Annotated in this window: 29 protein-coding genes; 18 read left to right on the top strand and 11 right to left on the bottom strand. The window is 63.4% G+C overall.

Translation table 11 applies throughout. The features are described from left to right. The gene (locus tag ACQP0C_RS36240) at positions 1-1,164 is read right to left on the bottom strand and encodes an epoxide hydrolase family protein (RefSeq protein WP_433727489.1); all 1,164 of its coding nucleotides are present in this window, start codon (positions 1,162-1,164) and stop codon (positions 1-3) included. A gap of 71 nt (positions 1,165-1,235) precedes the next feature. Continuing rightward, complete coding sequence (locus tag ACQP0C_RS36235; protein ID WP_433727487.1) at positions 1,236-1,820, bottom strand: TetR/AcrR family transcriptional regulator; 585 nt, start codon at positions 1,818-1,820, stop codon at positions 1,236-1,238. Positions 1,821-1,999: 179 nt separating this feature from the next. Between ACQP0C_RS36235 and ACQP0C_RS36230 the strand changes: the two genes are divergently transcribed. The 7 genes from ACQP0C_RS36230 to ACQP0C_RS36200 all read left to right on the top strand — a co-directional run bounded on the left by ACQP0C_RS36230 (position 2,000) and on the right by ACQP0C_RS36200 (position 8,492). After that, positions 2,000-2,560: a TIGR03086 family metal-binding protein gene (locus tag ACQP0C_RS36230; RefSeq protein WP_433727485.1), complete on the top strand. Its 561-nt coding sequence runs from the start codon at positions 2,000-2,002 to the stop codon at positions 2,558-2,560. Between the two features lie 46 nt (positions 2,561-2,606). Next, entirely contained in the window at positions 2,607-3,263 is a 657-nt protein-coding gene (locus ACQP0C_RS36225; protein ID WP_433727482.1) for a TetR/AcrR family transcriptional regulator, read from the top strand. 406 nt (positions 3,264-3,669) lie between these two features. Beyond that, on the top strand, positions 3,670-4,875 hold the full coding sequence (locus ACQP0C_RS36220; protein WP_433727480.1) for a lipid-transfer protein: 1,206 nt from the start codon (positions 3,670-3,672) through the stop codon (positions 4,873-4,875). Between the two features lie 57 nt (positions 4,876-4,932). Beyond that, the gene (locus ACQP0C_RS36215) at positions 4,933-5,367 is read left to right on the top strand and encodes a type II toxin-antitoxin system Rv0910 family toxin (RefSeq protein ID WP_433680814.1); all 435 of its coding nucleotides are present in this window, start codon (positions 4,933-4,935) and stop codon (positions 5,365-5,367) included. A 17-nt stretch (positions 5,368-5,384) separates the two neighbouring features. Beyond that, complete coding sequence (locus ACQP0C_RS36210) at positions 5,385-6,263, top strand: MaoC/PaaZ C-terminal domain-containing protein (RefSeq protein ID WP_433727478.1); 879 nt, start codon at positions 5,385-5,387, stop codon at positions 6,261-6,263. Positions 6,264-6,290: 27 nt separating this feature from the next. Continuing rightward, a complete protein-coding gene (locus ACQP0C_RS36205; RefSeq protein ID WP_433727476.1) occupies positions 6,291-7,169 on the top strand; it encodes an SDR family oxidoreductase in 879 nt (292 codons plus the stop codon). 27 nt (positions 7,170-7,196) lie between these two features. Further along, positions 7,197-8,492 carry an acyl-CoA dehydrogenase family protein gene (locus ACQP0C_RS36200; protein WP_433727474.1) on the top strand — a complete coding sequence of 432 codons (1,296 nt, stop codon included), beginning with the start codon at positions 7,197-7,199 and terminating at the stop codon, positions 8,490-8,492. Positions 8,493-8,807: 315 nt separating this feature from the next. Here ACQP0C_RS36200 and ACQP0C_RS36195 read toward each other — a convergent pair whose 3' ends face one another. Beyond that, positions 8,808-9,338: a hypothetical protein gene (locus tag ACQP0C_RS36195; protein ID WP_433727472.1), complete on the bottom strand. Its 531-nt coding sequence runs from the start codon at positions 9,336-9,338 to the stop codon at positions 8,808-8,810. A gap of 89 nt (positions 9,339-9,427) precedes the next feature. Continuing rightward, positions 9,428-10,282 (bottom strand): alpha/beta fold hydrolase, encoded by an 855-nt coding sequence (locus ACQP0C_RS36190; RefSeq protein WP_433727470.1) that lies wholly within the window; start codon positions 10,280-10,282, stop codon positions 9,428-9,430. A gap of 68 nt (positions 10,283-10,350) precedes the next feature. Here ACQP0C_RS36190 and ACQP0C_RS36185 point away from each other — a divergent pair, with 68 nt between their 5' ends. After that, the gene (locus tag ACQP0C_RS36185; protein WP_433727468.1) at positions 10,351-11,232 is read left to right on the top strand and encodes an exodeoxyribonuclease III; all 882 of its coding nucleotides are present in this window, start codon (positions 10,351-10,353) and stop codon (positions 11,230-11,232) included. Between the two features lie 117 nt (positions 11,233-11,349). Here ACQP0C_RS36185 and ACQP0C_RS36180 read toward each other — a convergent pair whose 3' ends face one another. The 3 genes from ACQP0C_RS36180 to ACQP0C_RS36170 form a co-directional block, all read right to left on the bottom strand. Further along, positions 11,350-11,595 carry a hypothetical protein gene (locus tag ACQP0C_RS36180; RefSeq protein WP_397051226.1) on the bottom strand — a complete coding sequence of 82 codons (246 nt, stop codon included), beginning with the start codon at positions 11,593-11,595 and terminating at the stop codon, positions 11,350-11,352. 621 nt (positions 11,596-12,216) lie between these two features. Beyond that, complete coding sequence (locus tag ACQP0C_RS36175; RefSeq protein ID WP_433727466.1) at positions 12,217-12,378, bottom strand: hypothetical protein; 162 nt, start codon at positions 12,376-12,378, stop codon at positions 12,217-12,219. Continuing rightward, positions 12,378-12,533: a hypothetical protein gene (locus ACQP0C_RS36170; protein ID WP_433727464.1), complete on the bottom strand. Its 156-nt coding sequence runs from the start codon at positions 12,531-12,533 to the stop codon at positions 12,378-12,380. The genes ACQP0C_RS36175 and ACQP0C_RS36170 overlap by 1 nt, the downstream gene beginning before the upstream one ends. Before the next feature lie 219 nt (positions 12,534-12,752). On the opposite strand from ACQP0C_RS36170, the gene ACQP0C_RS36165 reads away from it, so the two are divergent. The 6 genes from ACQP0C_RS36165 (at position 12,753) to ACQP0C_RS36140 (ending at position 16,975) form a co-directional block, all read left to right on the top strand. Continuing rightward, entirely contained in the window at positions 12,753-13,082 is a 330-nt protein-coding gene (locus ACQP0C_RS36165) for a hypothetical protein (RefSeq protein ID WP_433727462.1), read from the top strand. After that, on the top strand, positions 13,063-13,575 hold the full coding sequence (locus ACQP0C_RS36160) for a DUF6879 family protein (protein WP_433727460.1): 513 nt from the start codon (positions 13,063-13,065) through the stop codon (positions 13,573-13,575). Before ACQP0C_RS36165 ends, ACQP0C_RS36160 begins: the two co-directional genes overlap by 20 nt. A gap of 10 nt (positions 13,576-13,585) precedes the next feature. Continuing rightward, complete coding sequence (locus ACQP0C_RS36155; RefSeq protein WP_433727458.1) at positions 13,586-14,431, top strand: helix-turn-helix domain-containing protein; 846 nt, start codon at positions 13,586-13,588, stop codon at positions 14,429-14,431. 404 nt (positions 14,432-14,835) lie between these two features. Then, entirely contained in the window at positions 14,836-15,249 is a 414-nt protein-coding gene (locus ACQP0C_RS36150) for a hypothetical protein (protein ID WP_433727456.1), read from the top strand. Between the two features lie 752 nt (positions 15,250-16,001). Then, complete coding sequence (locus ACQP0C_RS36145) at positions 16,002-16,490, top strand: ribonuclease domain-containing protein (protein WP_433727454.1); 489 nt, start codon at positions 16,002-16,004, stop codon at positions 16,488-16,490. After that, complete coding sequence (locus ACQP0C_RS36140; protein ID WP_433727452.1) at positions 16,490-16,975, top strand: barstar family protein; 486 nt, start codon at positions 16,490-16,492, stop codon at positions 16,973-16,975. The genes ACQP0C_RS36145 and ACQP0C_RS36140 overlap by 1 nt, the downstream gene beginning before the upstream one ends. Before the next feature lie 48 nt (positions 16,976-17,023). Here ACQP0C_RS36140 and ACQP0C_RS36135 read toward each other — a convergent pair whose 3' ends face one another. Further along, positions 17,024-18,010 (bottom strand): TetR family transcriptional regulator, encoded by a 987-nt coding sequence (locus ACQP0C_RS36135; protein ID WP_433727450.1) that lies wholly within the window; start codon positions 18,008-18,010, stop codon positions 17,024-17,026. Between the two features lie 232 nt (positions 18,011-18,242). On the opposite strand from ACQP0C_RS36135, the gene ACQP0C_RS36130 reads away from it, so the two are divergent. From ACQP0C_RS36130 to yhjD, 3 genes are all read left to right on the top strand, one after another. Beyond that, on the top strand, positions 18,243-19,175 hold the full coding sequence (locus ACQP0C_RS36130) for an oxygenase MpaB family protein (protein WP_433727448.1): 933 nt from the start codon (positions 18,243-18,245) through the stop codon (positions 19,173-19,175). 212 nt (positions 19,176-19,387) lie between these two features. Continuing rightward, on the top strand, positions 19,388-20,422 hold the full coding sequence (gene trpS, locus ACQP0C_RS36125) for a tryptophan--tRNA ligase (RefSeq protein WP_433727446.1): 1,035 nt from the start codon (positions 19,388-19,390) through the stop codon (positions 20,420-20,422). Positions 20,423-20,489: 67 nt separating this feature from the next. Further along, positions 20,490-21,509: an inner membrane protein YhjD gene (gene yhjD / locus ACQP0C_RS36120; RefSeq protein WP_433727444.1), complete on the top strand. Its 1,020-nt coding sequence runs from the start codon at positions 20,490-20,492 to the stop codon at positions 21,507-21,509. Between the two features lie 121 nt (positions 21,510-21,630). Here yhjD and ACQP0C_RS36115 read toward each other — a convergent pair whose 3' ends face one another. The 3 genes from ACQP0C_RS36115 to ACQP0C_RS36105 are packed head-to-tail and all read right to left on the bottom strand — an operon-like array spanning position 21,631 to position 23,693. Continuing rightward, positions 21,631-22,137 carry a hypothetical protein gene (locus ACQP0C_RS36115; RefSeq protein WP_433727442.1) on the bottom strand — a complete coding sequence of 169 codons (507 nt, stop codon included), beginning with the start codon at positions 22,135-22,137 and terminating at the stop codon, positions 21,631-21,633. A 36-nt stretch (positions 22,138-22,173) separates the two neighbouring features. After that, on the bottom strand, positions 22,174-23,430 hold the full coding sequence (locus ACQP0C_RS36110; RefSeq protein WP_433727440.1) for a DUF6973 domain-containing protein: 1,257 nt from the start codon (positions 23,428-23,430) through the stop codon (positions 22,174-22,176). Further along, on the bottom strand, positions 23,427-23,693 hold the full coding sequence (locus ACQP0C_RS36105; RefSeq protein ID WP_433727438.1) for a hypothetical protein: 267 nt from the start codon (positions 23,691-23,693) through the stop codon (positions 23,427-23,429). Before ACQP0C_RS36105 ends, ACQP0C_RS36110 begins: the two co-directional genes overlap by 4 nt. Before the next feature lie 136 nt (positions 23,694-23,829). Here ACQP0C_RS36105 and ACQP0C_RS36100 point away from each other — a divergent pair, with 136 nt between their 5' ends. After that, positions 23,830-24,261, top strand: a complete 432-nt coding sequence (locus tag ACQP0C_RS36100; RefSeq protein ID WP_433727436.1) for a YbaB/EbfC family nucleoid-associated protein — start codon at positions 23,830-23,832, stop codon at positions 24,259-24,261. The last annotated feature ends 59 nt before the right edge of the window (positions 24,262-24,320 follow it).

The raw sequence follows: 24,320 nt of genomic DNA, 5'->3' as shown, positions 1-24,320 counted from the left end.
TCAGATGACTTTACGGAAGAAATCGCGGATATCCGCGAGCAGCAGGTCGGGCACCTCGTAGGCGGCCCAGTGCCCGCCCTGGTCGTATTCGTGCCATTGCACAATGTTGGCGTGATCGCGCTCGGCGAACTTGCGCGGCGGCTTGAAGTCGTGGCCGAAACAGGCGAGCCCTATCGGCGTTGTAGTCGGGGTCGAATATTCATTCTCGAAGTAGAACCGGCACGCGGGCGCCGAGGTGTTGGTGAACCAATAGATCGCGACATTGGTCAGGATCTCGTCCCGGGTCATGGAATCGGTCAGCAACTGCGCGCTCCAGGCGAGTTGGCCGACCGGCGAATCGGAGCGAGCGTGGCCGGGGGACTGCGGCCGGGCCTGCTGGGTGAAGTCCGTGCCGGAGTACTCCCGGAATTTCCGGCCGAATTGGATGAGCATCAGCTCCTGGTCGGTGAGTCCGTCCAACTCGCCCGGCTCGCCCTTCGGGAAGGAGAAGATCTGATCGACGTGCACGCCGACCACGTTCTCCGGTGCGAGCCTACCCATTTCGGGTGCGACGGTGGCGCCGCTGTCATTGCCGTGCACACCGTAGCGGTCATAGCCGAGCTGGATCATCAGCTCATTGAAGACCGCCGCGATCCGTACCGGATGCCAGCCCGCTGTGCGCGTCGGCCCGGAGAACGCGAAGCCCGGATAGGACGGGATCACCACGTGGAAGGCGTCTGCCGGATCACCGCGATGAGCGCGCGGATCGGTCAATTCGCCTACCAGGCCGAGGAATTCGGTGAACGTGGTCGGCCACCCATGGGCGAGCAGTAGCGGCATCGCATCCGGCTCCGGCGACCTGACGTGCACGAAATGAATCTTCTGCCCATCGATTTCGGTGGTGAACTGTGCAAAGGAGTTGAGTCGCTGCTCTTGTGCGCGCCAATCGAACATGTCGCGCCAGTATTCGAGCAGCGGACCGACATACGACAGCGGCACTCCGTATTCCGAATCGGGCCGTACCGGTATGCCGACGTCCCCGCGGCCCGCGCTTGCCATGGCGGGCAGTTCCGAGATGAGCCGGGTGCGCAGCAGGCGCAGGGCGAGGTCGTCGAGAGCGGCCTGCGGTATGTCGATGCGGAAGGGCTTGATCTCGGACAATTCGGCTCCAACGGGTCGTTCCATATGCCGCTTCAGCCTGTAGCAGCGACAATGCGGGAACAACGCCGTTTTCGAGCCGGTCCGATCACTTCTACTTATCGAACGGCGCTGATGCTCAACAGGCGGTCGACCAGGATGTCGACGTACTCGTCGGTGAGCGGGCCGGTTCCGAAAAGGGTGCGGGTGTACATGGGGGCCAGGATGATGTCGACGACTTGCAGTACGTCGGGGGCGTTTTCGCCGCGGGCGGTGGCCCGGTCGAGCATGCGCTGGATCTGTTCGACTCGCTCGGCCAGGAACTGATCACGGGTTCGTTCGCCTGCCTCACCGGTATCGATGAGCGCGAGGATGCTGCGCAGCAGCGCGAGTCCATTGGGGCCGTTCACATCTCGGGCCGCCTGCGCGGCGTAGGCGCGCAGGTCGCCGACCAGGTCACCGGTATCCGGCATGGCCGATTCGGTGGTGAGCCGCTCGACCGTGACCTCCATGGCCAGTGCCTCCAGATTGCCCCAGCGGCGGTAGATGCTGGTGTCGGCCACACCCGCGCGGGCCGCGACTTCGGCGACGGTGAAATTCCCGTAGCCGCGTTCGGCGACGAGTTCGGTAACCGCCTGGTGCACCGCCGCCCGCACGCGGGCGCTGCGACCGCCCGGGCGTCGGGTGCGTGACTGTTCCGCCATGTTCATATCTTAACGCAGTTCGCGCTTGCGTTTGTTGCGGGTTCGACGCTACGCTGCCATTAACGCCGTTACGAACTGCGTTTAGGAGCGGTGATGAGTCCGGCCAGCTCCGTGACCGCGGCTCGACGACATGCATCTGAACCGAACCCTTGTGGCCGTCAAGACTTCTGGAGTACCGCATGAACACCGTGATCGCCCGCATCGACCGTGCCATCGACATGACGGCCGCCATCGTCAAAGGCATTCCCGCTGAACACATGAACGCGCAGACGCCCTGCGTGGAGTGGGATGTGCACGAGTTGCTCAACCACCTGGTGGGCGGGATGAACATCTTCGCCGCGCAACTGCGCGGTGTGGAACCGGATCGTGGGCATCACGACGACTGGCTCGGCGTCGATCCGCGCGCCGCCTATGCCGATGCGGCCGTAATCGACAGTGCGGCATGGCATCTCCCCGATGCGCTGGAGCGCGAGATCCGTCTCGGATTCGGCAGTGTGCCGGGTCCGATGGCGGCGGTCATACACCTGACCGAAGTGCTCGTGCACGGCGTCGATCTCGCGGTCGCCACCGGACAGGAGCGACTGTTGGATGAGGAGCTCTGCGCGGACATGCTCGCGACCATGCGCGACATGGGCACGGACAACTTCCGCGCGCCCGGGATGTTCGGCCCCGAGCTGCCGATGCCCGAGGACGCCCCCGCGCATCGCAGGCTGTGCGCCTACCTCGGCCGAGCCTGCTGATATCCAATGAACATACAGATCTGTATGTAAGTGTAGAATCGCCGGAATGACCAGGCCCGCAGCGTCCAAACAGCGCCGTACGCAGGAGCAGCGTAGCAGCGAGATGCGGACGCGGCTGCTCGACGCGACCATCGACTGTCTGGTCGAGTACGGCTATGGGGGAACGACGACGCCCCGGGTCGCCGAGCGGGCCGGGGTCACCCGTGGGGCGCAGGTGCATCACTTCGGCTCCAAGACCGATCTGGTGGTGGCGGCGATCAGCCATCTGGCGCAGCTGCGGGCCGAGACCGCGATGCGGGAGATGCCCAAGGTTCAGGCCGGGGATGATCCGGTCGGAATGGCCCTGGAATTTCTCTGGGAGCTGCATCAGGGGCCGCTGTTCATCGCGACGGTCGAGCTGTGGGTGGCGGGCCGGACCGATCCGGTGCTCGCCTCGGCCATGGAGAAGGTCGAGCCGTTCGTCAATAACGCGGTGCTGATGGCGGTCGCCCGCTTCGTGCCGGATGAGATGCGACGCAAGGAGACTCGCGATTTCATCTACACTGCGATGGACGCGCTGCGCGGCATTCTGGTCTCCAACTTCATTGATCCGGATACCGCGCGGGCGCACCGGCGGTGGCGGCGCGCCTCGGCGCATCTGCGGCAGGTCGCGGCGGCAGCGCTCGCCGCGCAATCGCTGGTGGATCGGACATCGGTCGAATAGATCGCTGCCGTTGTCGCTGCGTCGCGGGTAGTGCCGGCCTGGTCTGCGCGCAGCACTCAGCCCTACCGCTTGCGCACGTTCTTCGGCGTGCGCGGCGGCATGGATGCGGAATAGCTGTTGATACCCACCCCGTGGTGTGACGCGCATCACAGTAGTTGGGGTTGGATCCAGTGGTCCAAACATCTTGCGATGCCTGTTACCAGCGACTATTGGCTGTACATACACATTCAGCTGTATGTGCTGCCGTAGCTGCAATTACCTGCCTACTTGCCGACATCGTGATGCGAGCCAAGTGTCCGTCTTGCGCAGTTACATACAGCTTTGTATGTTTGTTAACAGTCCGGTCCCGCTGGATCGGCCACTGTCGTCCGTTGCTGGTGCGGGCGGCCCTACCCAAGGGAGTTCGATGACGAACAAGGTCTACGTCGTCGGCGTCGGCATGACGAAGTTCGAGAAGCCGGGCCGCCGCAAGAACGAAGATGGCAGTGCGTGGGACTACCCGGATATGGCGCGGGAATCGGGCACCAAGGCGCTCGCCGATGCCGGCATCGACTATCGCGAGGTCGAACAGGCCTACGTCGGGTACGTGTACGGCGAATCCACTTCCGGCCAGCGCGCGGTCTACGAACTCGGTATGACCGGTATTCCGGTGGTCAATGTCAACAACAACTGCTCGACCGGATCTACCGCGCTCTTCCTTGCGGCACAGGCGATTCGGGGCGGACTGGCCGATTGCACGCTGGCGCTCGGCTTCGAGAAGATGCAACCGGGTTCGCTGGGCTCCACCTGGGACGACCGCGAGCAGCCGATGGCCAAGCACATCATGGCGCTGGCCGAGATCTCCGAGGTGCTGTTCCCGGTGGCGCCGTGGATGTTCGGTGCCGCCGGTCGCGAGCACATGAAGCAATACGGCACCACCGCTGAGCATTTCGCGAAGATCGGCTACAAGAACCACAAGCATTCGGTGAACAACCCGTATTCGCAGTTCCAGGACGAGTATTCGCTCGATGACATCCTGGGCTCGCGGATGATCTACGACCCGCTCACCAAGCTGCAGTGTTCGCCGACCTCGGACGGTTCCGGCGCGGTAATCCTCGCCGGCGAGGATTTCGTGAACTCGCACGACCTCGCGGCGCAGGCGGTCGAGATCGTCGGCCAGGCGATGACCACCGATTTCGCCTCCACCTTCGACAACACCGCAAAGAACATCATCGGCTATGACATGAATGTCCGAGCCGCGCGCAAGGTTTACGAGCAGGCCGGGCTCGGTGCGCAGGACTTCCAGGTCATCGAACTGCACGACTGCTTCTCCGCCAACGAACTGCTGCTCTATGAGGCCCTCGGGCTCTGCGGCGAGGGTGAGGCCGGAAAGCTCATCGACGACAACCAGACCACCTACGGCGGCAAGTGGGTCGTCAACCCCTCCGGCGGCCTGATCTCCAAGGGACATCCGCTGGGTGCGACGGGTTTGGCGCAGTGCTCCGAACTCACCTGGCAGCTGCGCGGCACCGCGGACAAGCGGCAGGTCGACAACGTCACCGCCGCCCTACAGCACAACATCGGCCTCGGCGGCGCCGCGGTCGTCACGGCCTACCAGCGGGCCGACCGCTGATCTGACCGGCGAAAGCCGTCGCACAGCACCGACATTCACTCGACGAGGAGTCAACTCATGGGCCATATCGAAGCCACCAAGGATGTCAACGCCACCCCCGATGCCCTTTGGGCGGTCGTCTCCGACCCGCAGACCTGGGACAAGTGGTTCACCATCCACGAGCGGTTCATGGAGGAGCCGCCCGCCACCTTGGCCGAGGGGGCCAAGCTGGTCGCGAAGATCGTCATGCTCGGGATGGCGAACAAGCTGGAATGGACCGTCGTAGCGGTCGAGCAGCCCAGCAAGCTCACCCTCGGCGGCACCGGAATGGCCGGGGTGAAGACCGAATTCACCTTCGATATCCAGCCCAAGGGCGATGGCAGCACCATCCTGGTCTCCGGCGACTTCGAAGGTGCGCTGATCAAGGGCGCACTCGGCAAGGCGGTCGAGAAGGACGGCCTGAAGCAGCTGGACAGGTCCCTCGAGCAGCTCGACGCGCTGGCTTCGGCCTGACCCGGACGGAGCGGGTGATGACAGCGCAGGCCGAAGCGGCGCGGCCGGTGGAATTCGACGACAGCGGGCTCGAAACCTGGTGTGATGAAGAATGTTTCGAGGTCACTCAGGAACAAATCGCCGACTACGCCGCCGCCACCAATGATCCGATCGAGGCGCATCTGGCGGGCAAGGTGGCCGCGCCGGTCTTCGGCGTCGTCCCGGTCTTCGAGGCCATGATGATGCCGGTGATCGATGTCGCGCCGATGGACATCTTCGGCCGAGTCGTGCACGGGGAGCAGGATTTCCACTTCCACCGCGCGATCCGGCCCGGGGACCGGCTGGTGTCGCGGGCCAAGGCGATCGGCTACGCCAGCCGTTCGAACGGCAGCACCATCACCATCCTCATCGAATGCCGCACCGAGGCCGGGGAGTTGGTCAATGAGCAGTATCTGACCGCCTTCTTCCGCAATATCGACGCCGGTAAGACGGTCGGTATCGCTGCTCCGGCGCACAAGTTCGACGAGAGCCTGCGGGCGCAGGATCCGGTCGCGGTGGTGCCACAGCACGTCGATCTGGACCAGACCTATCGCTATTCACCGGCCTCCGGCGATCCGGTGCCGCTGCACCTCGACGAGCAGGTGGCCAAGGACGCGGGTCTGCCCGGGATCATCGCGCACGGTCTGTGCACCATGGCCTTCGCATCGTGGGCGGTACTCACCGAGGTGGCCGGTTCGGATGTCAACCGGCTGAAGCGATTTGCCGTTCGCTTCGCCAAGATGGTCTTCCCCGGCGACGACCTGGAGACCCGGATCTGGAAGGTCGGTTCCGCCGACGGCGTCACCACCTATGCCTTCGAGACCGTTCGCGGGACGGATGTCGTTCTCAGCGACGGTCTCGCCGAAGTCGCCGACTGATCACCGAACACGTTAGGAGCCGTACAGATGGGTGCACTTGAAGGAAGGGTCGCCGTCATCACCGGCGCGGGCCGTGGCATCGGGCGTGAGCACGCCCTGCTGTTCGCTCGCGAGGGTGCGGCGGTCGTCGTGAACGACCTCGGCGGCAGCAATGCCGGTGAGGGGTCCGATGTCGGTCCGGCCCAGGAGGTCGTGAACGAGATCATCGCGGCGGGTGGCAAGGCGGTGGCCAACACCGACGATATCGCGACCTGGGATGGCGCAGGCAGTCTTGTCGCGCAGGCGATTTCGGAGCTGGGTGGCCTCGATATCGTGGTCAATAACGCTGGCATTCTGCGCGACGCGTTCATAGCAGGCATGGACGAGGCGCAGTGGGATGCGGTGATCGCGGTGCACCTCAAGGGCCATGCCGCGGTGCTGCACCACGCCGCCGCGTACTGGAAGGGCCAGAGCAAGGCGGGCAACCAGCCGAATGCCGCGGTGATCAATACCGCGTCCGCCTCCGGAACGACCATCCCGAACGCGGGTCAGGCCAACTACGGTGCGGCCAAGGCCGCAATCGCCGCGCTGACCCTGGTCGCGGCCGATGAACTCGCGCGCTACGGTGTCCGGGTCAATGCCATCGCGCCGATCGCACGCACCCGGCTCACGCTGGCCACACCCGGCATGGGCGAGATCATGGCCGCCGAGGCGGCGGCGATCGAGGAGGGCGATTTCGACGCGTTCAGCCCGGCCAATATCGCCCCATTGGTCGCCTATCTGGCGACCGACAAATGCCCGCTCACCGGCAAGGTTTTCGCAGTGCAGGGCGGTGCCATCTCCGAGTTGGCAGGCTGGCACGACGTGAAGACGATCGAGACCGAGGGCCCCTGGCTCATCGACGATATCGCCGCTCGGCTGCCTTGATCTCGCGCGAACGTTAGGAGAACCACGATGTTCGAATGGTCCGAGACCGACGAGATGATCCGCGAGGCGGTGCACACCTTCATCGATAAGGAGGTGCGGCCGCACCTCGACGCCCTGGAGAGCGGCGAGTTGACGCCGTATCCGATCATCCGGAAGTTGTTCAGCGACTTCGGGATCGATGCGATGGGCGGTGAGGCGGTCCAACGCCTGCTGGCGAAGGAGCGCAAGAAGGCCGAGGCGCTCGCGGCGGGGGAGGCGTTGCCGGCGAAGTCCGAGAAGTCTTCCGGTGGTAGCCCGTTCGCGGGTCAGGAATCGCTGATGGCGGTGCTCATCGGGGAACTGTCCGGTGTGTGCATGGGGCTGGTCACCGCGATGGGCGTCAGCATCGGTCTCGGGGCCACCACCATTCTCTCGCGCGGCACGCTCGCGCAGAAGCAACGTTGGCTCGCCGATATCGTCACCATGAAAAAGGTTGCGTCGTGGGCGATTACCGAACCCGATTCGGGGTCGGACGCGTTCGGCGGTATGAAGACCTATGTCAAGCGCGACGGCGAGGACTACATCCTCAACGGCCAGAAGACCTTCATCACCAACGGTCCGTATGCCGATGTCATGATCGTCTACGCCAAACTCGACGAGGGCGACGCAGCATCTTCTGGTCGCTCCGCAGGCTCGGCTCCCGTCGATAAGCGCGAGCGCAAGGTGCTCACCTTCGTCCTCGACAAAGACATGGAGGGTCTCACCCAGGGCAAGCCGTTCAAGAAGATGGGCCTGCACGCCTCGCCGACCGGTGAATTGTTCTTCGACAATGTGCGATTGGGTCGGGACCGGCTGCTCGGCGAGACCGAGGAGCACAAGGGCGGCGACGGCCGCGAGAGTGCCCGCTCGAGCTTCACCGCCGAACGCGTCGGCGTCGCCTTCATGGCGCTGGGCATCATCAACGAATGTCACCGGCTCTGTGTGGAATACGCCAAGAGCCGCAAGCTGTGGGGCCAGGAGATCGGCCGCTTCCAACTGGTCCAGCTCAAGCTGGCGAAGATGGAGATCGCCCGCATCAACGTGCAGAACATGGTCTTCAATACCCTCGAGCGCGGCAAGGCGGGCAAGCCGCCGACCCTCGCCGAGGCCTCGGCCATGAAGCTCTACGCCTCCGAGGCCGCCACCGACGTAGCCATGGACGCGGTGCAACTCTTCGGCGGCAACGGCTATATGACCGAATACCGCGTGGAACAGCTCGCCCGCGACGCCAAGTCCCTGATGATCTACGCGGGGAGCAATGAAATCCAGGTCACCCACATAGCGAAGGGCCTGCTCGCCCAGTAGCGCTGTCCGGCGATTTGCCTCATCGCCCCACTCGTGCGATCACATGCGTGGGGCGACGAATCCGCCTGTGCCGTAGGTTAGTTTGCCCTTGCGATAGGCGACTCGATCGAAAATGCATACGCCGAGAGCCTGATCCCCGTCGCCGCCAGCTGTGCCCTCCACGCCCTCCTGCCGACAGCGAATTCGTCGTCCTGCCTGGTATCGGCCACTGCCCGCGACTGGATGTTCCCGAAGATCCTCCGCGAGTTCCTGAATCGGGTCAACGACCGCGAGAACCGGGACATCTCCGGAGGGCCTTGGTGAAGTCGGCCAGTGCTACCGATCTTGCGACACGATCTCGCACACCAGCCGGTCGAGCTGTGTCAGGCGCGTCATCAGCAGTCGATTCTCTCGGTCGATCTGGTGGATCCGGGCAATCAGCTGCATGGTTCGCGCGTGGAGCTGGCCCAGTTGCGGTTCGAATTGCGCTCTGCGTTTGCGCGATACACCCGCCCGCTGGTCGAGTGCGTCGCCCTGCATCCTGATTCGGCTCGTGCGATCGCGCAGACCGTCAATGCGGTCCGCCAGCCGAGTCAAACCGGCCTTCAACTGCTGCGCATCCGTGTTGACTTTTGCCTGCCGAGAACCCGGCTGCTCAGCCGCCATTCCGTGCTGACGGCGGGTGGCGATGACGATGGCCAGTTGCCTGCCTGTCCTCTTCTCCAGCTGACGCAGGTGTCGACCAGCAGTACGCACCGTACGGTTGGCGGCCTTGGCGGCACTGTCGGTCGCGTGGGTCAGCTCGTACAGGCTGTTGACATCGCCCCGGAGCTGGCTGATCGCGTGCTTGACTTCTTGGCTCCCCATGGCGCGCGAGGGTAGTCGGCCGGACGCCCGCAGGTCATGCGGTTGCAGTGATCTGTCGACAACTCGCTGACCAGGGGTTGCTCGATGTGTCAGACCGCGCGCAAGTGGGTGCGGCTGGCGTAGATGTGTTCGGCTATCAGGGTGGCTATGCGGTCGGGGGCCTCGAGCATCGGGACGTGGCCGACGCCATGGACGAGGATGCGGTCGGCGGAGTCGGGGAGTTCTTGGAGGAAGCGGCGCGCGTAGGCGCGGTTCGGGATGATGCGGTCGTATTCGGCCATCAGGAGACGGACGGGGGTGGGCAGGTTCGAGAGTTCCTCGAGTGCCGGGGCACGCATGCTGCCGAGGATCATCGGCAGCATGGCGTCGCAGTGCAGGGCCGCGGTGATCATGGCGGCGACGTCACGTCGGGAGACGGCCGCGACGTTCTTGCTCAGCGCGAGCAGCGCGAGGCGTTGGGCGATCGGGTTGTCGATCGCGAATCCGCCCAGGCGCTTACCGATTTCGATGATCGGCACCAGGGCCAGGAACTTCGCGCCGACGCGCAATTGCGCAAGCGATGGCGACTGCCAACCGCCCGCCGGCGCGATCGCGGTCAGCGTGCGGGCTCGCCCGCGCCGAGCCAATTCGAAGCCGACCAAGCCACCGAGCGAATTGCCAGCGATATGGCAGGTGCGCCAACCGAGTTCGTCGAGTTGATCCTCGATCCGGTCGGCGAGGGCATGGAAATCGATGGACCAGCCGTCGATCGGTTCGCCGCCCCAGTGGCCGGCGAAGGCCGGGGCGAAGACCTCGCAATGCGAGGAAAGCCGCAGCGCGACCTGTTCCCAGCAATGCGGCGAGAGCATGAACCCGTGCAGGAGAAGGACCGGATCACCGGATCCGAGATGCAGCGCCTTGATCGGCGCGCGACGGGCGGAGGAGTTGGTGGTGCCTGACATCATTGTCATCACCCCTCTCTGGACGGCGATGTCCGGGGGAGTTCGTCTGACCAGCATTGTACGGTCGTGAGGTGCCGACAATCATCTCCACGATCAATGTGAACGGCGTCCGGGCGGCGACGGGGAAGACGGGGAAGGGGATGCTCGAGTGGCTGGCGGCCACCGAGGCCGACATCATCTGCCTGCAGGAGACCCGGGCAACCGATGAGCAGACGCGCGCCGCGCTCGCTCCGGCGCTGGATTCCGGTTGGCATCTGACGCATGCGGAGCCCGGGTCGAAGGGGCGCGCCGGGGTCGGCATTCTGTCCCGTCGCGAACCGCGTTCGGCGCGCATCGGCATCGGAAGCTGGCAGGACGGTATCTGGCATGCCAGCGCCGAATTCGCCGGGAGCGGGCGCTACGTCGAGGCCGAATTCGACGAGCTGACCGTGGCCAGCGTGTATGTGCACACCGGCGAGGCGGATACGCCGATGCAGGATGAGAAGTATCGGTTCCTGGACGCGATCGGCGCGCATATGAGGGCGCAGACCAGCGATTTCGTGATCTGCGGCGATTGGAATGTCGCGCACACCGAACTCGATATCAAGAACTGGAAGGGCAACCTGAAGAACTCCGGCTTCCTGCCCGATGAGCGGGCCTGGATCGATGACATGCTCGCCGCCGGATATGTGGACGTGGTCCGCGGCCTGCACCCGGGTGTCCCCGGTCCGTACAGCTGGTGGTCCTATCGTGGTCGCGCCTACGACAACGACGCGGGCTGGCGCATCGACACGGTTTACACAACCGAGCGCATCGCATCCTTCGCTGAGTCGGCAGTGGTGGAGCGTGCAGCGACGTATGCAGAGCGCTGGTCGGATCACGCCCCGGTGACCGTGATGTTCAGTGAGCTGCCTGGTTTCGCCGGTAATCGACCCTCCTGTGAACCTGCTGAGTTCGCTACTCAGCTTGCCTAGTGCCACAAGGTTTTTCGTGGGCTGACACAGGTATCCCCTTCGGACACGAGAAGACCCCCAGAGGGCCGCAGAACATACCCCAATCCGATTGCGGGTTACCTAAGTAGGTAGACGGGCTTACTCGTCCGGGGTGTACTCGGCGTACTGTCCCGACTTAGGGAAGGTGACTACCGCCAACTCTGTTGCGGCTTTGACCAGTGCGTCTATGGCCCGGTGGTCTGGACCGAGGTACGGGTTCACTTCCTCTGCAATCTTCTGCAACCGATCACGGAGCGCCACCGAAAGCTCTCGAGGCAGCGTTCCGGGAAACTCCGGCGGGTTATCGGGATCTATCGGGTACTCGATCGGTTCGGGTGTAGACACAACTCTGGCTCCTTCAGAATCGGGGGTGACACTGCGAGGTCGGTACCTCCAGGGTGCCGGATGCGTTGGTGTAGGTGAACTGGTGCCCCTGAATCTTCCCCCGTATGCCGACGCTGACGCGCCATCTCCCGGCGTAGCACGCGGCAGACACCGTGTAGGAGTGTCCACCGGCCCGGTACGGCGGTGGAATGGTCGAATCGGGACGGGCGGAGGCAGAAACCCACCTACCACCCTCTTGATAGTCCAGCGACAACGTAACTATGTGTTCGTCCGGCGGGACATCGCAGGCGGCAATGCCATCCCCCGTGATCTGGGGCGGTAGCACTGTCGGCACGCTGCGCGTGAACTCGAAATCGCAACTGAGGGCAGCGCGGGCCGTGCCGGTGCCGACCGTAGCGGCTGGACTCATGCCGATCAGCACGGCCGCAGAGATAAGCCCTAGTCGCGCAATATTGGTCTTCAAAGGGAACCCCCCGATTTTGATGGATTCAAATTATTCAGTCCGGACTTAACTCGCTCTAGAAGATCGGGCGTCGGAGGTTCCCACTCGTCAAAGCTGGAGAGTAGAAACAGGCCCAATCTCGCACCCGGATCACGTTCCGGAAGATCGTCGTCAGTCATCTACATACCGCCTTGCTGACGCGTATCTTCGCGTTCGATCCGTTCCCGGATCGCTTGTACAGACTTCTCTTTCGGTATCCGCTGAGGCCAGAACACCACCATCGCGAACACGCCAAGCGGGATGCAGACCGCCACGACCAAGCCGATATGCCAGTCGAGCATCAGGAAACCTCTGGTTCGATCGGGTGGGGAGTCGTTTGCTCGGTCCGGGGGTTCGGCCCGAACAACTCCAGGTACACCGAACCGCCTTCGTCGCCGTTGTCGTAGACCTCCAACAACCCGCCTGGGAACACGAACAGTCGTGTGCGCCTGTCCATCTCGACTCCTGTAGTCCGGTGTTGGTAGGCACCCCGTGACCGGTTGACGTCACATGCCACGGGGGCCAGCTCCGACGCTAGGAAATGTCCGCCTACTGCGACCACACCTATGCTTAACTATGCCCAAATTGGCCTAGTCCGAGGTAAACCATGCCTCACGAGAGGGAGGATTGAGACGCGCAAGCATAGTTGCGCGTAGAACCAGACAGGAGACTCATCATGTGGTTGAAATTCCTTGGTAAGGGTGGTTCGGGTGACGGCGAGTGCCCCACGTTGTTCGCGACGGATACGGGTACCTACGTTGTGGTGGGCTGGAAGACGGAGACACCGGGGACGGTGGAGATACCGCACCTTCTGACCGGGTTCGCTGAGCCGGACACCTTCATCGGGGCCACCATGACGGACACGGGCCGGGGAACCTTCCTGGTGTCCGGTCGGCCGATCACTGACCGTGAGACGTTGGATCAGATGAGCATGGAACCTCACGAGACCGCCGTCGAAGTACCGAAGGCAGAGAGGACCTATTACGGTGTTACTGCGGCAGCCTAGTCCGTGGGCGGAACTCTTCCGGGAGGCCCAACGGGAAGCATTCCACCTGGAAGTGAGAGACACTTACTCCGTGCCTAGCGAGTCCGAACCGCTGCGCCGGTTTCTGAGCGGTGAACCACCTGCGCCGGAATTCGGCAAACGGCCGTGGACGGAGTTGGTCCAGGAAACCGTTAGCCGTGGGGTGAGGGTTACGCGGGTGCGAGTGGTCACTGTGCCGCACAGCGATTATCAGCGCTGGCTGTTTTCCATAACGGCCAGCAATGTAGAGGCTGGCGAAGATATTCGCTATCTGCCCCGCCATCTTGCCGGGGAAGTTCCTTCGGATGACTGGTGGCTGTTCGATGACACAAAGGTGGGTTTCAATCTAGTAGATAATGACGGTAAGCCCGCTGGAGCGGCAATAACCATCGACCCTGGTATTGCAGCGTATTGTCGGAGCGTGAAAGAAAAGCTCTGGCAATCTGCGGTTCCGTTCAACGAATACGCCCGGTGAACTCTGACCGGTGACTAATTCTGTACAGCAAGCGCGCGAAGCTCTCGGGGAACGTCTCCGGGGGCTTCGCCAGTCTGCCGGACTTAGTGGTAGCGAGCTTGCCCGTAGGGCAGGGTGGCATCAAACCAGGGTGCCGAAAATCGAATACGGTAAGACAAAGCCATCGGTTGTTGACATACAGGTCTGGTGCTCCCTTACCGGAGCTGAAAGCGAGATACCGGACCTAATCGCAACACTCCAGAACATAGAAGCCGCATACCGCGAGTGGCGGCGCACGCTTAGCGGCGGAACTAAGCAAAAGCAGCACGAGATTTTACGCTTGATGCAACAGTCCAAGGTGATGCGGGTATATCAACCGACGCTGATACCTGGACTCCTTCAAACCGCTGAATACGCTGCGGCGATTCTGCGAAGGTCCATCAAGTTTCATGGAATACCAGACGATTTGGATGAAGGTGTTGCCAAACGTTTAGATCGTCAGCAGATTCTATATCTGGGTGACCGGCGGTTTCATATCCTGATGGGTGAGCAAGCGCTATACAACAAAGTAGGTGGTCCCTCGGTTATGGTCGGACAACTGGATAGGTTGCTCGCGGCAATGGGATTGCCCCGCGTCAACTTCGGAATCGTTCCTTTAAGCGCAGAACTGCCGATGCAGTTGACAAATTTCGTCATGTTCGATGAACGCCGCGTAACTGTCGAGGCGATTACTGCAGAGTTGACGATTACTCAACCGCGAGAGATCAAGGTTTATCACCGGACGTTCGATATTCTTGCCGGTCAATCCGTGACCGGTGAGAAGGCGCGAGAGTTGATCCGCCGGGCGCTTGAAGCCCGGCACGGGGACGGCGATTAGAAGCCTCTGCGGCCACGCTGAGCCATCAAATCATTCCAGGTGGACAATTCCAGGTGGCGTCACCTATTCCTCGCCACAGCAATAATAGGCCCATTTCTGATTGCGGACTTCCAAAACCCGTACACGAGACGGGACCCGCATAACGAGCCGATCCGGAGGCGGGGGCGAGGGTATGCCCCCTGGGGATCGCCGGAGGCCGCCCCGACTCCCCGGGCGGGACGAGGCCGTGCATAGGCCCGTCGTGAACGGTCTGTCACTTACTGCCACGTCAGCAGTCGCGCCGGACGGGTGGCTCGTATTTCCCTGTCCTCCAGGGCAGGAGACTCAAGTACTCTCAAGCGCCTGGCGCAGGCTGCACTAGGGAGGAGCGCGCACAGTGGCTGTAGGACGTGATAGAGAGGGACGTGACCCTGGCAGTGGGCGATCCAGTCACCCTGGTAGACGGGATTGCCAACCGGGGCAACGTCGGTTCGAGGTCCCACGGCGTAGTCGCCGGATTTGGGAGGGTCAACGTCCAGGTCCGCATCAGCGACAGCTGGCAAAAGGATCTGATCGGCAAGGTTTTCCCCGTGCCTGGCAAGCATCTTGAGTATGGGCACTTCGGGTATGTGAGGGCCTCAGACGGCATCGCTGCCACCATCACAGAATTCACAGCCCGGCATGAAGTTGCCATCGAGCGAGATGCCGATGCCATGGTGCGGAGCTTGATCATCGCGTCGCGAGGGCTTTCGATCATTACGCGGGAACAGGCCGAGCAGATACTAGCTCTCTGGCGTCGAACGGCATCACCCAGTCAGGCGCAGTCGAGTAGCTCGTGACCGTCTCCGGCAGCGGCAGTCAGCGCGACCTTCCGGCACCCGCACCCCCCACCTCCGGTCGTGTGCGCGAGTGGCCCGTATCTGGGAGGGTGGGCCGCCAGGCCCAGGGGGAGGGCCGCACCCCCACGTTGCAGCCACTTGCCGACAACGCACCCAAGCTCATCGGTAGGGAAGTTCTGGGGCGCTATCGCCCTTCGTCTGACTCGACGGAGGTTCAGGACGTTGCCGTCTGAAGAGTGCCGCCAAGGCGTGAATAATCTCAGCCCGCCTCTCGGGCGGTGCATCCCGAAGGGCGACGATACTAACGATGACCAGCGCTAAGGCGAACGAGCCACTTCCAGACGCGGCCGTAATCGCAAGTGCGACGCTGATATCCATCTATGCCCGACCTTCCTAGGCCGAGAGGGCAGCAGACCCTAGCTCGACCAGTAGTACTGGTTGAACCAAGGTCCAGACCCCGACTTGGCAGGACTTTGATCGGTGGTACAGCAACATTCCGTAGCAGGCGGACCGCGCTCGCTGGCAACAGTCGGTGGGCTCAATCCCACGATGCTCTGCGACTACGCGGCTCGCGGGTCGATACTACGCGGTGAGGCTTCCGGGCGCGCTGAGCCAGTCGCCAGTCTCATAAACGATAATGATTCGCGACAGTGCTGGGACTGCGGCGCAGTGCCGATGAACCGCACGTCGAAGACGGTCCATGCCCGCGGCCGATACGGCGCGGTGACGTTCGGGAATGCGGTGGAGTGCTGATGAATTTGACGTCCAAGCGGGTTCGCTCACTCGCGGTGCTCGGTGTTGCGGTGCTGGCGCTGGTGATCGCGGTGCTCGCGGCGCGCGGGGGTATGGACAGCAAACCGACCGTCGCCTCGGTCGCTTCGACCGCGCGCAGCACCAGCGCGGTGGTCCCGGTGCGCGGACCGGACACGGCCACCGCGCCCGCCGCGACCCGAGCCCCCGGTGTACCGGAGCGCGCCTACGCGACCCTGGTCGAGATCGATGCGGGCCGCTGGCCCGATTCGGCCAACGCCCCGGGCACCAAGGGTGGCGACACCTGGATGAACCGCGCGGGCACACTGCCCGCCAAGGATTCGGCAGGCAAACCCATCAGCTATCAGGAATGGGATGTGAACCCCAAGCAGCGCAACCGTTCTCGCGACGCCGAGCGCATCGTCACCGGCAGCGACGGTTCCGCCTGGTACACCGGTGACCACTACGAAACCTTCACGAGGATGCGCTGATGACAGTCTCGTTATCGCAGTTCCTTGCCCGCCCCGAGACCGGTCGGTCGCCGAACGCGGTGCCCTCGGCGCCCACGCCGGTACTCGGTGCCCTCCCGGTCGACGCGACGACATTCAGCGGCGTGCGCTACGACGCACCCTCCGGCTACGTGGTGCGTGAACTGCGCGGTCGCAAGATGCGCACCACCGCAGGCGTTTTCGACGAATTCGCCGCCGCTTTCCAGTTCCCGTATTACTTCGGCGCGAATAAGGACGCCTTCGACGAGTGTCTGCGCGACCTGGATGATTTCGTCGGCTCCGCTACCGGATACGTTGCCGTGATCCGCGATTCGGCCGAACTGCTCATCGACGAACTGGAGGAGCGCGACTGGTTCACCGAGACAATGCGCGATGCCGCCGACTATTGGTCCAACCAGGACCTGGCCTTCCGCGTTGTCCTGCAAGGCGAACCGGCCGACCCGCAGATCGTCCGGCTGCGCCCGTAGGGCCGGATGACCGCTCTCGGCGAACTCGCAATTCGATTCGGCGCTGGCTCAGGTGAGGCGGCGGGCCAGGTCCTCGCCGAGCAGGACGAACACATCGGTGGTGTGCTCGATCAGTTCGTCGCGGGTGAGTGGCAGGTCGTCCTGTAGCCAGGCGGTCAGGGTTTGGACCAGTCCGCCGACGAGGTAGGTGGCACGAAAGTCGATGGTGGGATCCGGGTCCGGATCGGTGATGCCGTAGAAGTCGATGCCCTCGGCCGCGACGAGTCGGGCGAATACCCGCACGGTCTGGTTCGTGCGCGCACGCAGTTCCGGCGTCGCCATGCCAGCGACCAGCGCGACATGCGCCTTGCGCGGATCGTCGGTGAGCAGATGAATGCCCGCCGAGATCGCCGCATGCGCTTTGGCTCGGGTGTCCGCCGGTGCGGTCTGCAAAGCGCCGACGATCGTCGCGGCCATTTCCTCGGCGATCCTGTCGATGAGCGCGGCCAGCACCGCGTCCCGGCTGTCGAAGCTTTCGTAGTAGTACCGCTCGTTGAGTCCGGCCTGCGCGCACAGTCCGGAGACGGTGAGCTTGGCGATGCCCTGGGTGCCGATGATCTCCAGCGCGGCATCCAGCAGCGTCGTGCGCCGCTGGGCGCGGCGCTCCTCGGCGGAGACGCCGCCGTAGGTCCGCTTCGCTGGGCTGCCCGTCGCCTTACCGCCCTCCCCGGCGGAGTCGCCACGTGATGCCGATCTGCTCGTCGACCGACCGCTGCCTACTGTGGAGTCGCCGCGCGATCCTGACCTACCGGTCGCCCGGTCGCCATCCCTCGCGGATTCGCTGCGCGATGTTGACCTACCTGTCGGCCGATCGCTCGTGGATTCGCTACGTGATGCTCGCGCACCGGTTGCTCGACCACCACCCCCTGTGGAATCGCTTCGCGATGCTGGCCCACCGGCTGCTCGACCACCATCCCCCGTGGAATCGCTGCGCGATGCTGGCCCACCCGTCGCCCGACCACCACCCCCCACCGAATCGCTGCGCGATGCTGTCATATTGCGATTCTGGCACGGGTGCGGTTGCGGCAGATCGGATCACGGTCCGACGCGGCGCTGGATGCGGCCGGATCCGATCCGAGCACAATCTGGCATAGGCTATTGCCAGATCATCGATTCTGGGAGATTCTATTGCCAGATGCTGTGAATCCCGGCGTGCGCCGGGATGGCGGGCAGTCCGGGCGCTGATGCCCGTTGCGGCCGACGGCACGCACTCGATGAGGAGGCAGCGATGTCCGAGCCCGGCTATTTCGCGGACAATTCGATGGTCCGACGGGTCATGGGCAAGCGCGCGGTGGGTCTCACCTACGGTCAGCGCGCCCTGGTCGTCGGTGCCGTGCATCCGCTGCTGTATGTCGGAACAGCGGAGAACACCGAGCATCGGACGACGCCTTACACGCGACTCGCGTTGACCGGCAAGCTCTTCGAAGCCGTCTTCCTCGGCAGCAAGGACGAGGCCGATCGGGCGCTGGCCTTCACCACCAAGAAGCATGCGAAGGTCGTCGGCGCACTGCCCGAGGACGCGGGTGCGCATCATCCGGCGGGCACCGGCTACTCCGCGCTCGACCCGCACCTGATGTACATGACCATGGCCTTCACCTTCGACTCCGCCGAGGTGATGCACGATCTGCTGGTCCGCCCACTGACCGATGGTGAACGCGAAGGCCTGTACCAGGACTACGTCCGCTGGGCCGAACTGTTCGGCATGCCGCGCGAGGCCGCGCCCGGCAGCTACCGGCTGTTCCGCACATCCTTCGACGATTACCTGGCCTCGGACGAGCTGTTCCTCACCGATGAGGCCCGGCTGGTCGGCGCATATCTGGCCGGTCAGCGCGTGCCCTATCCGCAGCGCGGGCCGCTGCGCCAAGTCGTCGGCGCGTTCTACCTGCTGGTGCAGGGCAGCCTGCCGCCGCGGATCCGCGATATGTACGGGATGCGGTGGGGACTTCCCGAACAGCTCGCCTTCCGCGCACTGGCCCAGGGCGTGCGCACCGCGCATATCGCCCCGCCGCTGCTGCCGCCGGTATTGCGCGGCACGCTGGCCGGTCCCAGTGCGCCCGTCTACAGATTGCTGTCCGAGCGCGAACACGAACTGCTCAGCACCGGTCGCCCGAGCATGCCGGGTGTAGACCCGCGTAACTGGGCGTCGCGAAATTCCGCATGACCGGGCGGTAGCGACCCGCGAACACCGCCGATCTGGCCCGTGGTGTGAGCGATGGGCTCGGAGGCGGTGGCGGAGTGTGACCGTGGAGGGACTGGCGAACACCGCCGATCTGGCCCGTGGTGTGAGCGACGGGCCCGGAGGCGGTAGCGGAGTGTAACTGTGGAGGGACCCGCGAACACCGCCGATATGACACAGCATGCGAAGATCGGGATATGTCCAGTCCTGCTCAGACGACCCCGGCCGCTGATCGCAAACAGCGGGTGCTGTCCGGGATCCAGCCCACCAGCTCGTCCTTCCATCTCGGCAACTACCTTGGGGCGCTGCAGTACTGGGTGACCATGCAGGACGATTACGAGACGCTGTACTTCATCCCGGATATGCACGCGATCACCGTGCCCCAGGATCCGAAGGAACTGCGCGCGCGCACCAAGGCGGCGGCCGCGCAGCTGCTCGCGCTCGGCATCGACCCCAAGCGCTCCACGCTCTTCGTGCAGAGCCAGGTGCCCGAGCACGCCGAGCTGACCTGGGTGCTCAGCTGCATCACCGGATTCGGCGAGGCCAGCCGGATGACCCAGTTCAAGGACAAGTCGGTCAAACAGGGCGCGGAGAACGCCAGCGTCGGACTGTTCACCTATCCGGTGCTGATGGCCGCGGACATCCTGCTCTATCGCCCGCATCAGGTGCCCGTTGGTGAGGATCAGCGCCAGCATCTGGAGCTGACCCGAAATCTGGCCCAGCGCTTCAACACTCGGTTCAAGAAGACGTTCGTGGTGCCGGAGGCGCATATCGTCAAGGGCACCGCGAAGATCTACGACCTGCAGGACCCGACCTCGAAGATGAGCAAGTCGGCCTCCACCGACGCCGGTCTGATCAACCTGCTCGACGATCCGAAGATCACCGCCAAGAAGATTCGCTCCGCGGTCACCGATACCGAGCGCGAGATCCGGTATGACCCGGAAACCAAGCCGGGCGTCAGCAATCTGCTGGTGATCCTCGGTTCGCTCAGCGGCACCCCGATCGTCACGCTCGAACGCGACTACGCGGGTAAGGGCTACGGCGATCTGAAGTCCGACGTCGCCGACGCGCTGGTGGAATTCGTCACGCCGCTGCAGGCGAAGGTGGAAGAGTACCTGGCGGATCAGGGTGAACTCGACCGCATTCTGATCGCCGGTGCCGAGCGGGCGCGCGAGATCGCTGGCAACACGCTGGCACAGGTTTACGACCGGGTGGGGTTTTTGGCTCGCTAGCCGGGGAATACCGGTATCGACCGCTTTGCGGATCAACACCGCGGTCTCTGTTGAAGGGGCGTGACAGGTGCAGGTGATCGACAACGTCAAGGCTTCGGTAGAACAACGGATCCAGTCGCGGCCGTGGCTCGATCATCTGGTTCGGGCAGGCGAGCGGTATCAGCGGCAACGCGGAGACTACTACGCGGCCGGTATCACGTATTTCACGGTGCTATCGCTGTTTCCGCTCTTGATGGTCGCCTTCGCGGTCGCGGGATTCGTGCTGTCCGGTCATCCGGGCGCGTTCACCGATCTGCAGAACAAGATCGTGGAGAACATTCCGGGATCGCTCGGTACGCAGATCAACGATCTGATCGAAAAGGCGGTGCGCTCGCGCGGCACCGTGGGCACACTGGGTCTGCTGGTCGGTGTCTACACCGGGCTCGGCTGGATGGCGAATCTGCGGGCGGCGCTGACCGAACAGTGGGAACAGAAGAGCGCCGAACACAATTGGTTGTTCAACAAGCTCTCCGACCTCGGTGCGCTGATCGGTCTCGGGCTGGCCTTCGTGGTCTCGATCAGCCTGTCCGCGCTGGCGTCGAGCACCCTCAGCGCGCGCGTGCTGATCACATTCCACCTGGAGAATCTGCCGGGGGCGCGGCTGATGCTGGTGCTCATCTCGATGCTGCTCGGCTTCCTCGCCTCCTGGGCGGTGCTCGCCTGGATGATCGCGCGTCTGCCCAGGGAACCGGTCACTGTCCGTAGTGCCGCACGGGCGGCGGCGCTGGCCGCGGTGGTCTTCGAAATCTTCAAATACGTCGCGTCGTTCTACCTGCAGACGGTCCTGACCAGTCCCGCCGGTGCAACATTCGGCTCGATCATCGGCCTGATGGTGTTCATCTACATCACCTACCGCATCATCCTGTTCGCAACCGCCTGGGCCGCAACAGCATCGGAAAACGAGCCCGAACCCGAAATAGCCCCACCCGCTGCCGCCGTGATCAAGCCCCGCATGAGCGCCCCGGGCCTCTCCATGGGCACCGGCGCCGCCTACTTCGGAGCGGGTGCCCTTGCAGCGCTAGTACTTTCGGGGCTGCGCCGCCGCTGAACCGGAGTGGCTGTCGAAGCCCTCGACAGCCGGAACAGAACGTCTCCGGTCCGAGTGGTCACAATCAGTGTCGGGTTCGCTCCCCGGGCGCGCGACGCGGCCCGCCTGCATTGCGTCTACCCTACTTTGGAAACTCTTCGATTTGGATGCTCCAATAGGTGTCGCTTTCCGTTGTTCCCACTGCCGTTCGCTCCACGGCTTTCACCTCAGACTCTGGTGTTGCGCCCCGATAAGCCGCGTACCGTGGGTTGCGGTCACTGTATGCGTACACGACTTTGCCATTATTGACGAATACTTGTATGAGAGAGTCGGACATAAAAGGGAGACCCCACCAGTCCAATCCCTTCGTCCCGAGACTATCGTTGAGGCTTTCTTCTGTGGCGGACGAAAAGCTGTACATTCGGTCCCACGAACCCACCGGAATCCCGGACTCGGTAATGAGGTCCCCGAGTCGAGCTGTGCCGTGAGAGTTCCGAACACGTTCGAATACTTCCGCCAGAGCTGGACTCTCCTGTTCGACGATGACTTTTTCGTCGGAGGACGACAGGTCGCACCCGGCGGGCAGGAGCAGGATTGCCGCCAGCCCGAGCACCGAGAGCAGACGCGCGGGGGTCAGATTACTCCGCATGAATTCCTAACTGAGCTAGATCATTTATGGTGAAAGTCATTTCTCTGCCACAGGGGCGCCCGGCAAGCGGCTGTCCGGCTGGGCGTCGAAGGCTGCCGAGTTCACGGCCTCGCCGATCTTCACTTGGTTGGTCCAGTTCAGATTCATATTCTTGTCGATCAGTACTGTGTCGCCTCGCAAGACAGCCTCTTTGACGACATCGCTCAAGTCGCTCCCAAAGGGGCTGTACCCATTTTTTGTCGGATTCTCGACGGCAATCTTGCGTCCGACCTCGTTGTTGTACAGGTCCATCGCCTCGCGCACCGAGCGGTTGTCGTCTCGCATCTCGTGCTTCGACGTGTATTCCTTGGTCCAATCCTCGCCGAATTCACGGGTCAACAGGGCATTCCAGTAGGCATGGCGGAACGCGTCGGTGTGGTTGTCCTGGTTATTCATAACAGGCTTGCCGTCCTTATCGAACACAGGGTTGCCTGCGGAATCCAGCATCTGTACCGGAGGAAAGACCTTTTCGGCTTCCTCCTGCGCTTTCTCAGAAATCTGTTTGAATTGCCACTGGTCCCAAAGGCTCAAGTTGTTCAGCATTTCCGCCTCCGCAGCGGTGACCTGCTTGGGCTCGATGTCGATCGTTCCCAGGGACCACTTCTTCCACTGCGCAACCTTGTCGGCGTCCGGCCACATCACGTAGCGCTTGTCGCCGTCATCGACTTGGTATGAGGTCAGGATGGTTTCGAGGTCACTACCCAGCGGCACCGGAACATCAGCGAACACCTTCTCGATCGCTTCCCGGGCAGCCCCCGCGGCATCGCCGGCCTCCCGGAGGCACTTCTTGATCTTGTCCTCGTACTGGTTGGCGATACGCGTCACCACCATCCTGGCGATCATCGGACTGCCGAAGTCGTTTTCCTGCGCAATCCATGCGAGGACATCTTCGGAGAAGCTGACCGTGCCGTCCTCAGCGACAGTGAACCGCGCGTCCTCGGCATCTTGAATCGCGTTGACCGCAGCGGATTTGGCGAAACTGAGCGAGGCGATGATCTGTGACGTGGATTGCTGAGCTTTGTCGAAGGCCGAAACCACCTTCGACAACGATGATTTAGCTTCGTCACCCTTCCATCGCATCGAGTCTCCGGCGCCTCCGCGCCAGAAACCCGGGGAATCCGCGAGCTGCTGGGAGACGACGGTGCGCTGCTCGGTGATCGTCTGTGCGCCTTGGCCCCATTCCCCAGCTTGGGAGGTCAACGCATCGAAGGTCCAGCTGCGGATTTGAGTCTTCGTCGGCGGTACCCAGCTCATCGCGGACCGGACTCCAGCGATTCGGACAACTCGGCGATTCGTTGCGCCTGCTCTTGTTGCTGCCTGTTGTACTCCGCGATGCAGATCCCCGCCGAGTCGTTGATCTCCTTCAGCTGGACGTTGACACCGCGGACGCTGAGCTCAGCCCGTGCACCGGCCTTCATGAAGGCGTGCCCGAGGCCGGAGCCGGGCAGCGCATCCTGGATAGCCCACATGAAACTCTTCGCCTTCACGGCAGCAAGTGCGTCATGCGCTGTGTTCAACACGGCAACCATACCCTCGAGCGCAGCCTGATCCACATACAGATCGGACACTCGCGACCCCCTCACCACGAAGCTTGCCCCACGAAATGTGTTGCTACGATAGCACGGTCGTACCAGCCACGATGGGGAGCGTGCAGTGCAGTTGTACCCGAACAACGGTGATATCGACCCGATCACCAATCAGATGGATGCCGTGCAACGCGCCCTGATGACCGACCGGTCCACCGCATCGCGCTACGGGGTTGCGGTCGATGTGCTCGCGGACGGAACGCTCCGAGCAGTTCGAATCGACGAGAGCGTCACACCTTTCGGAGCCGCACTGGGCAACCTGATCACCGAGCTCGTGCACGAGGCCTTGGACCAGGCTCGGGGGAACGTACGTGAGCGTCTCGCCGAACTCAGCGCAGACCCGCGCATGGCAGCGGCGGTCGAGACCCTCGGGCTGGCCGCGGAACGCCCGTACCCGGTTCCATCCGAGCCTACGGCGCGGCGCGAACCGTCCGACGATGAGCTCACCGAAGAAGAATTGATCGAGCAGAACCAGCGGCGCAACCAGTCGTACTGGTAGGAGCTCGAGCCACCTCTGAACGCCTGCGGCGCAGGATGATTCGGACTACCTGCAGACGG

This window comes from Nocardia sp. CA-129566, from assembly GCF_050956075.1.
Taxonomy (GTDB): domain Bacteria; phylum Actinomycetota; class Actinomycetes; order Mycobacteriales; family Mycobacteriaceae; genus Nocardia.
This window is presented reverse-complemented; position numbering and strand designations above follow the sequence as displayed.

What these genes read in the sequence shown, in the direction of transcription:
- ACQP0C_RS36195 (WP_433727472.1), bottom strand. Translation starts at nt 9,338, where the DNA reads ATGGGGAGCCAAGAAGTCAAGCACGCGATCAGCCAGCTCCGGGGCGAT.
- ACQP0C_RS36165 (WP_433727462.1), top strand. Translation starts at nt 12,753, where the DNA reads ATGTGGTTGAAATTCCTTGGTAAGGGTGGTTCGGGTGACGGCGAGTGC.
- ACQP0C_RS36145 (WP_433727454.1), top strand. Translation starts at nt 16,002, where the DNA reads ATGAATTTGACGTCCAAGCGGGTTCGCTCACTCGCGGTGCTCGGTGTT.
- ACQP0C_RS36225 (WP_433727482.1), top strand. Translation starts at nt 2,607, where the DNA reads ATGACCAGGCCCGCAGCGTCCAAACAGCGCCGTACGCAGGAGCAGCGT.
- ACQP0C_RS36210 (WP_433727478.1), top strand. Translation starts at nt 5,385, where the DNA reads ATGACAGCGCAGGCCGAAGCGGCGCGGCCGGTGGAATTCGACGACAGC.
- ACQP0C_RS36230 (WP_433727485.1), top strand. Translation starts at nt 2,000, where the DNA reads ATGAACACCGTGATCGCCCGCATCGACCGTGCCATCGACATGACGGCC.
- ACQP0C_RS36135 (WP_433727450.1), bottom strand. Translation starts at nt 18,010, where the DNA reads ATGACAGCATCGCGCAGCGATTCGGTGGGGGGTGGTGGTCGGGCGACG.
- ACQP0C_RS36205 (WP_433727476.1), top strand. Translation starts at nt 6,291, where the DNA reads ATGGGTGCACTTGAAGGAAGGGTCGCCGTCATCACCGGCGCGGGCCGT.
- trpS (WP_433727446.1), top strand. Translation starts at nt 19,388, where the DNA reads ATGTCCAGTCCTGCTCAGACGACCCCGGCCGCTGATCGCAAACAGCGG.
- ACQP0C_RS36110 (WP_433727440.1), bottom strand. Translation starts at nt 23,430, where the DNA reads ATGAGCTGGGTACCGCCGACGAAGACTCAAATCCGCAGCTGGACCTTC.
- ACQP0C_RS36170 (WP_433727464.1), bottom strand. Translation starts at nt 12,533, where the DNA reads ATGGACAGGCGCACACGACTGTTCGTGTTCCCAGGCGGGTTGTTGGAG.
- ACQP0C_RS36235 (WP_433727487.1), bottom strand. Translation starts at nt 1,820, where the DNA reads ATGGCGGAACAGTCACGCACCCGACGCCCGGGCGGTCGCAGCGCCCGC.
- ACQP0C_RS36240 (WP_433727489.1), bottom strand. Translation starts at nt 1,164, where the DNA reads ATGGAACGACCCGTTGGAGCCGAATTGTCCGAGATCAAGCCCTTCCGC.
- ACQP0C_RS36130 (WP_433727448.1), top strand. Translation starts at nt 18,243, where the DNA reads ATGTCCGAGCCCGGCTATTTCGCGGACAATTCGATGGTCCGACGGGTC.
- ACQP0C_RS36200 (WP_433727474.1), top strand. Translation starts at nt 7,197, where the DNA reads ATGTTCGAATGGTCCGAGACCGACGAGATGATCCGCGAGGCGGTGCAC.
- ACQP0C_RS36190 (WP_433727470.1), bottom strand. Translation starts at nt 10,282, where the DNA reads ATGATGTCAGGCACCACCAACTCCTCCGCCCGTCGCGCGCCGATCAAG.
- ACQP0C_RS36140 (WP_433727452.1), top strand. Translation starts at nt 16,490, where the DNA reads ATGACAGTCTCGTTATCGCAGTTCCTTGCCCGCCCCGAGACCGGTCGG.
- ACQP0C_RS36220 (WP_433727480.1), top strand. Translation starts at nt 3,670, where the DNA reads ATGACGAACAAGGTCTACGTCGTCGGCGTCGGCATGACGAAGTTCGAG.
- ACQP0C_RS36215 (WP_433680814.1), top strand. Translation starts at nt 4,933, where the DNA reads ATGGGCCATATCGAAGCCACCAAGGATGTCAACGCCACCCCCGATGCC.
- ACQP0C_RS36175 (WP_433727466.1), bottom strand. Translation starts at nt 12,378, where the DNA reads ATGCTCGACTGGCATATCGGCTTGGTCGTGGCGGTCTGCATCCCGCTT.
- ACQP0C_RS36115 (WP_433727442.1), bottom strand. Translation starts at nt 22,137, where the DNA reads ATGCGGAGTAATCTGACCCCCGCGCGTCTGCTCTCGGTGCTCGGGCTG.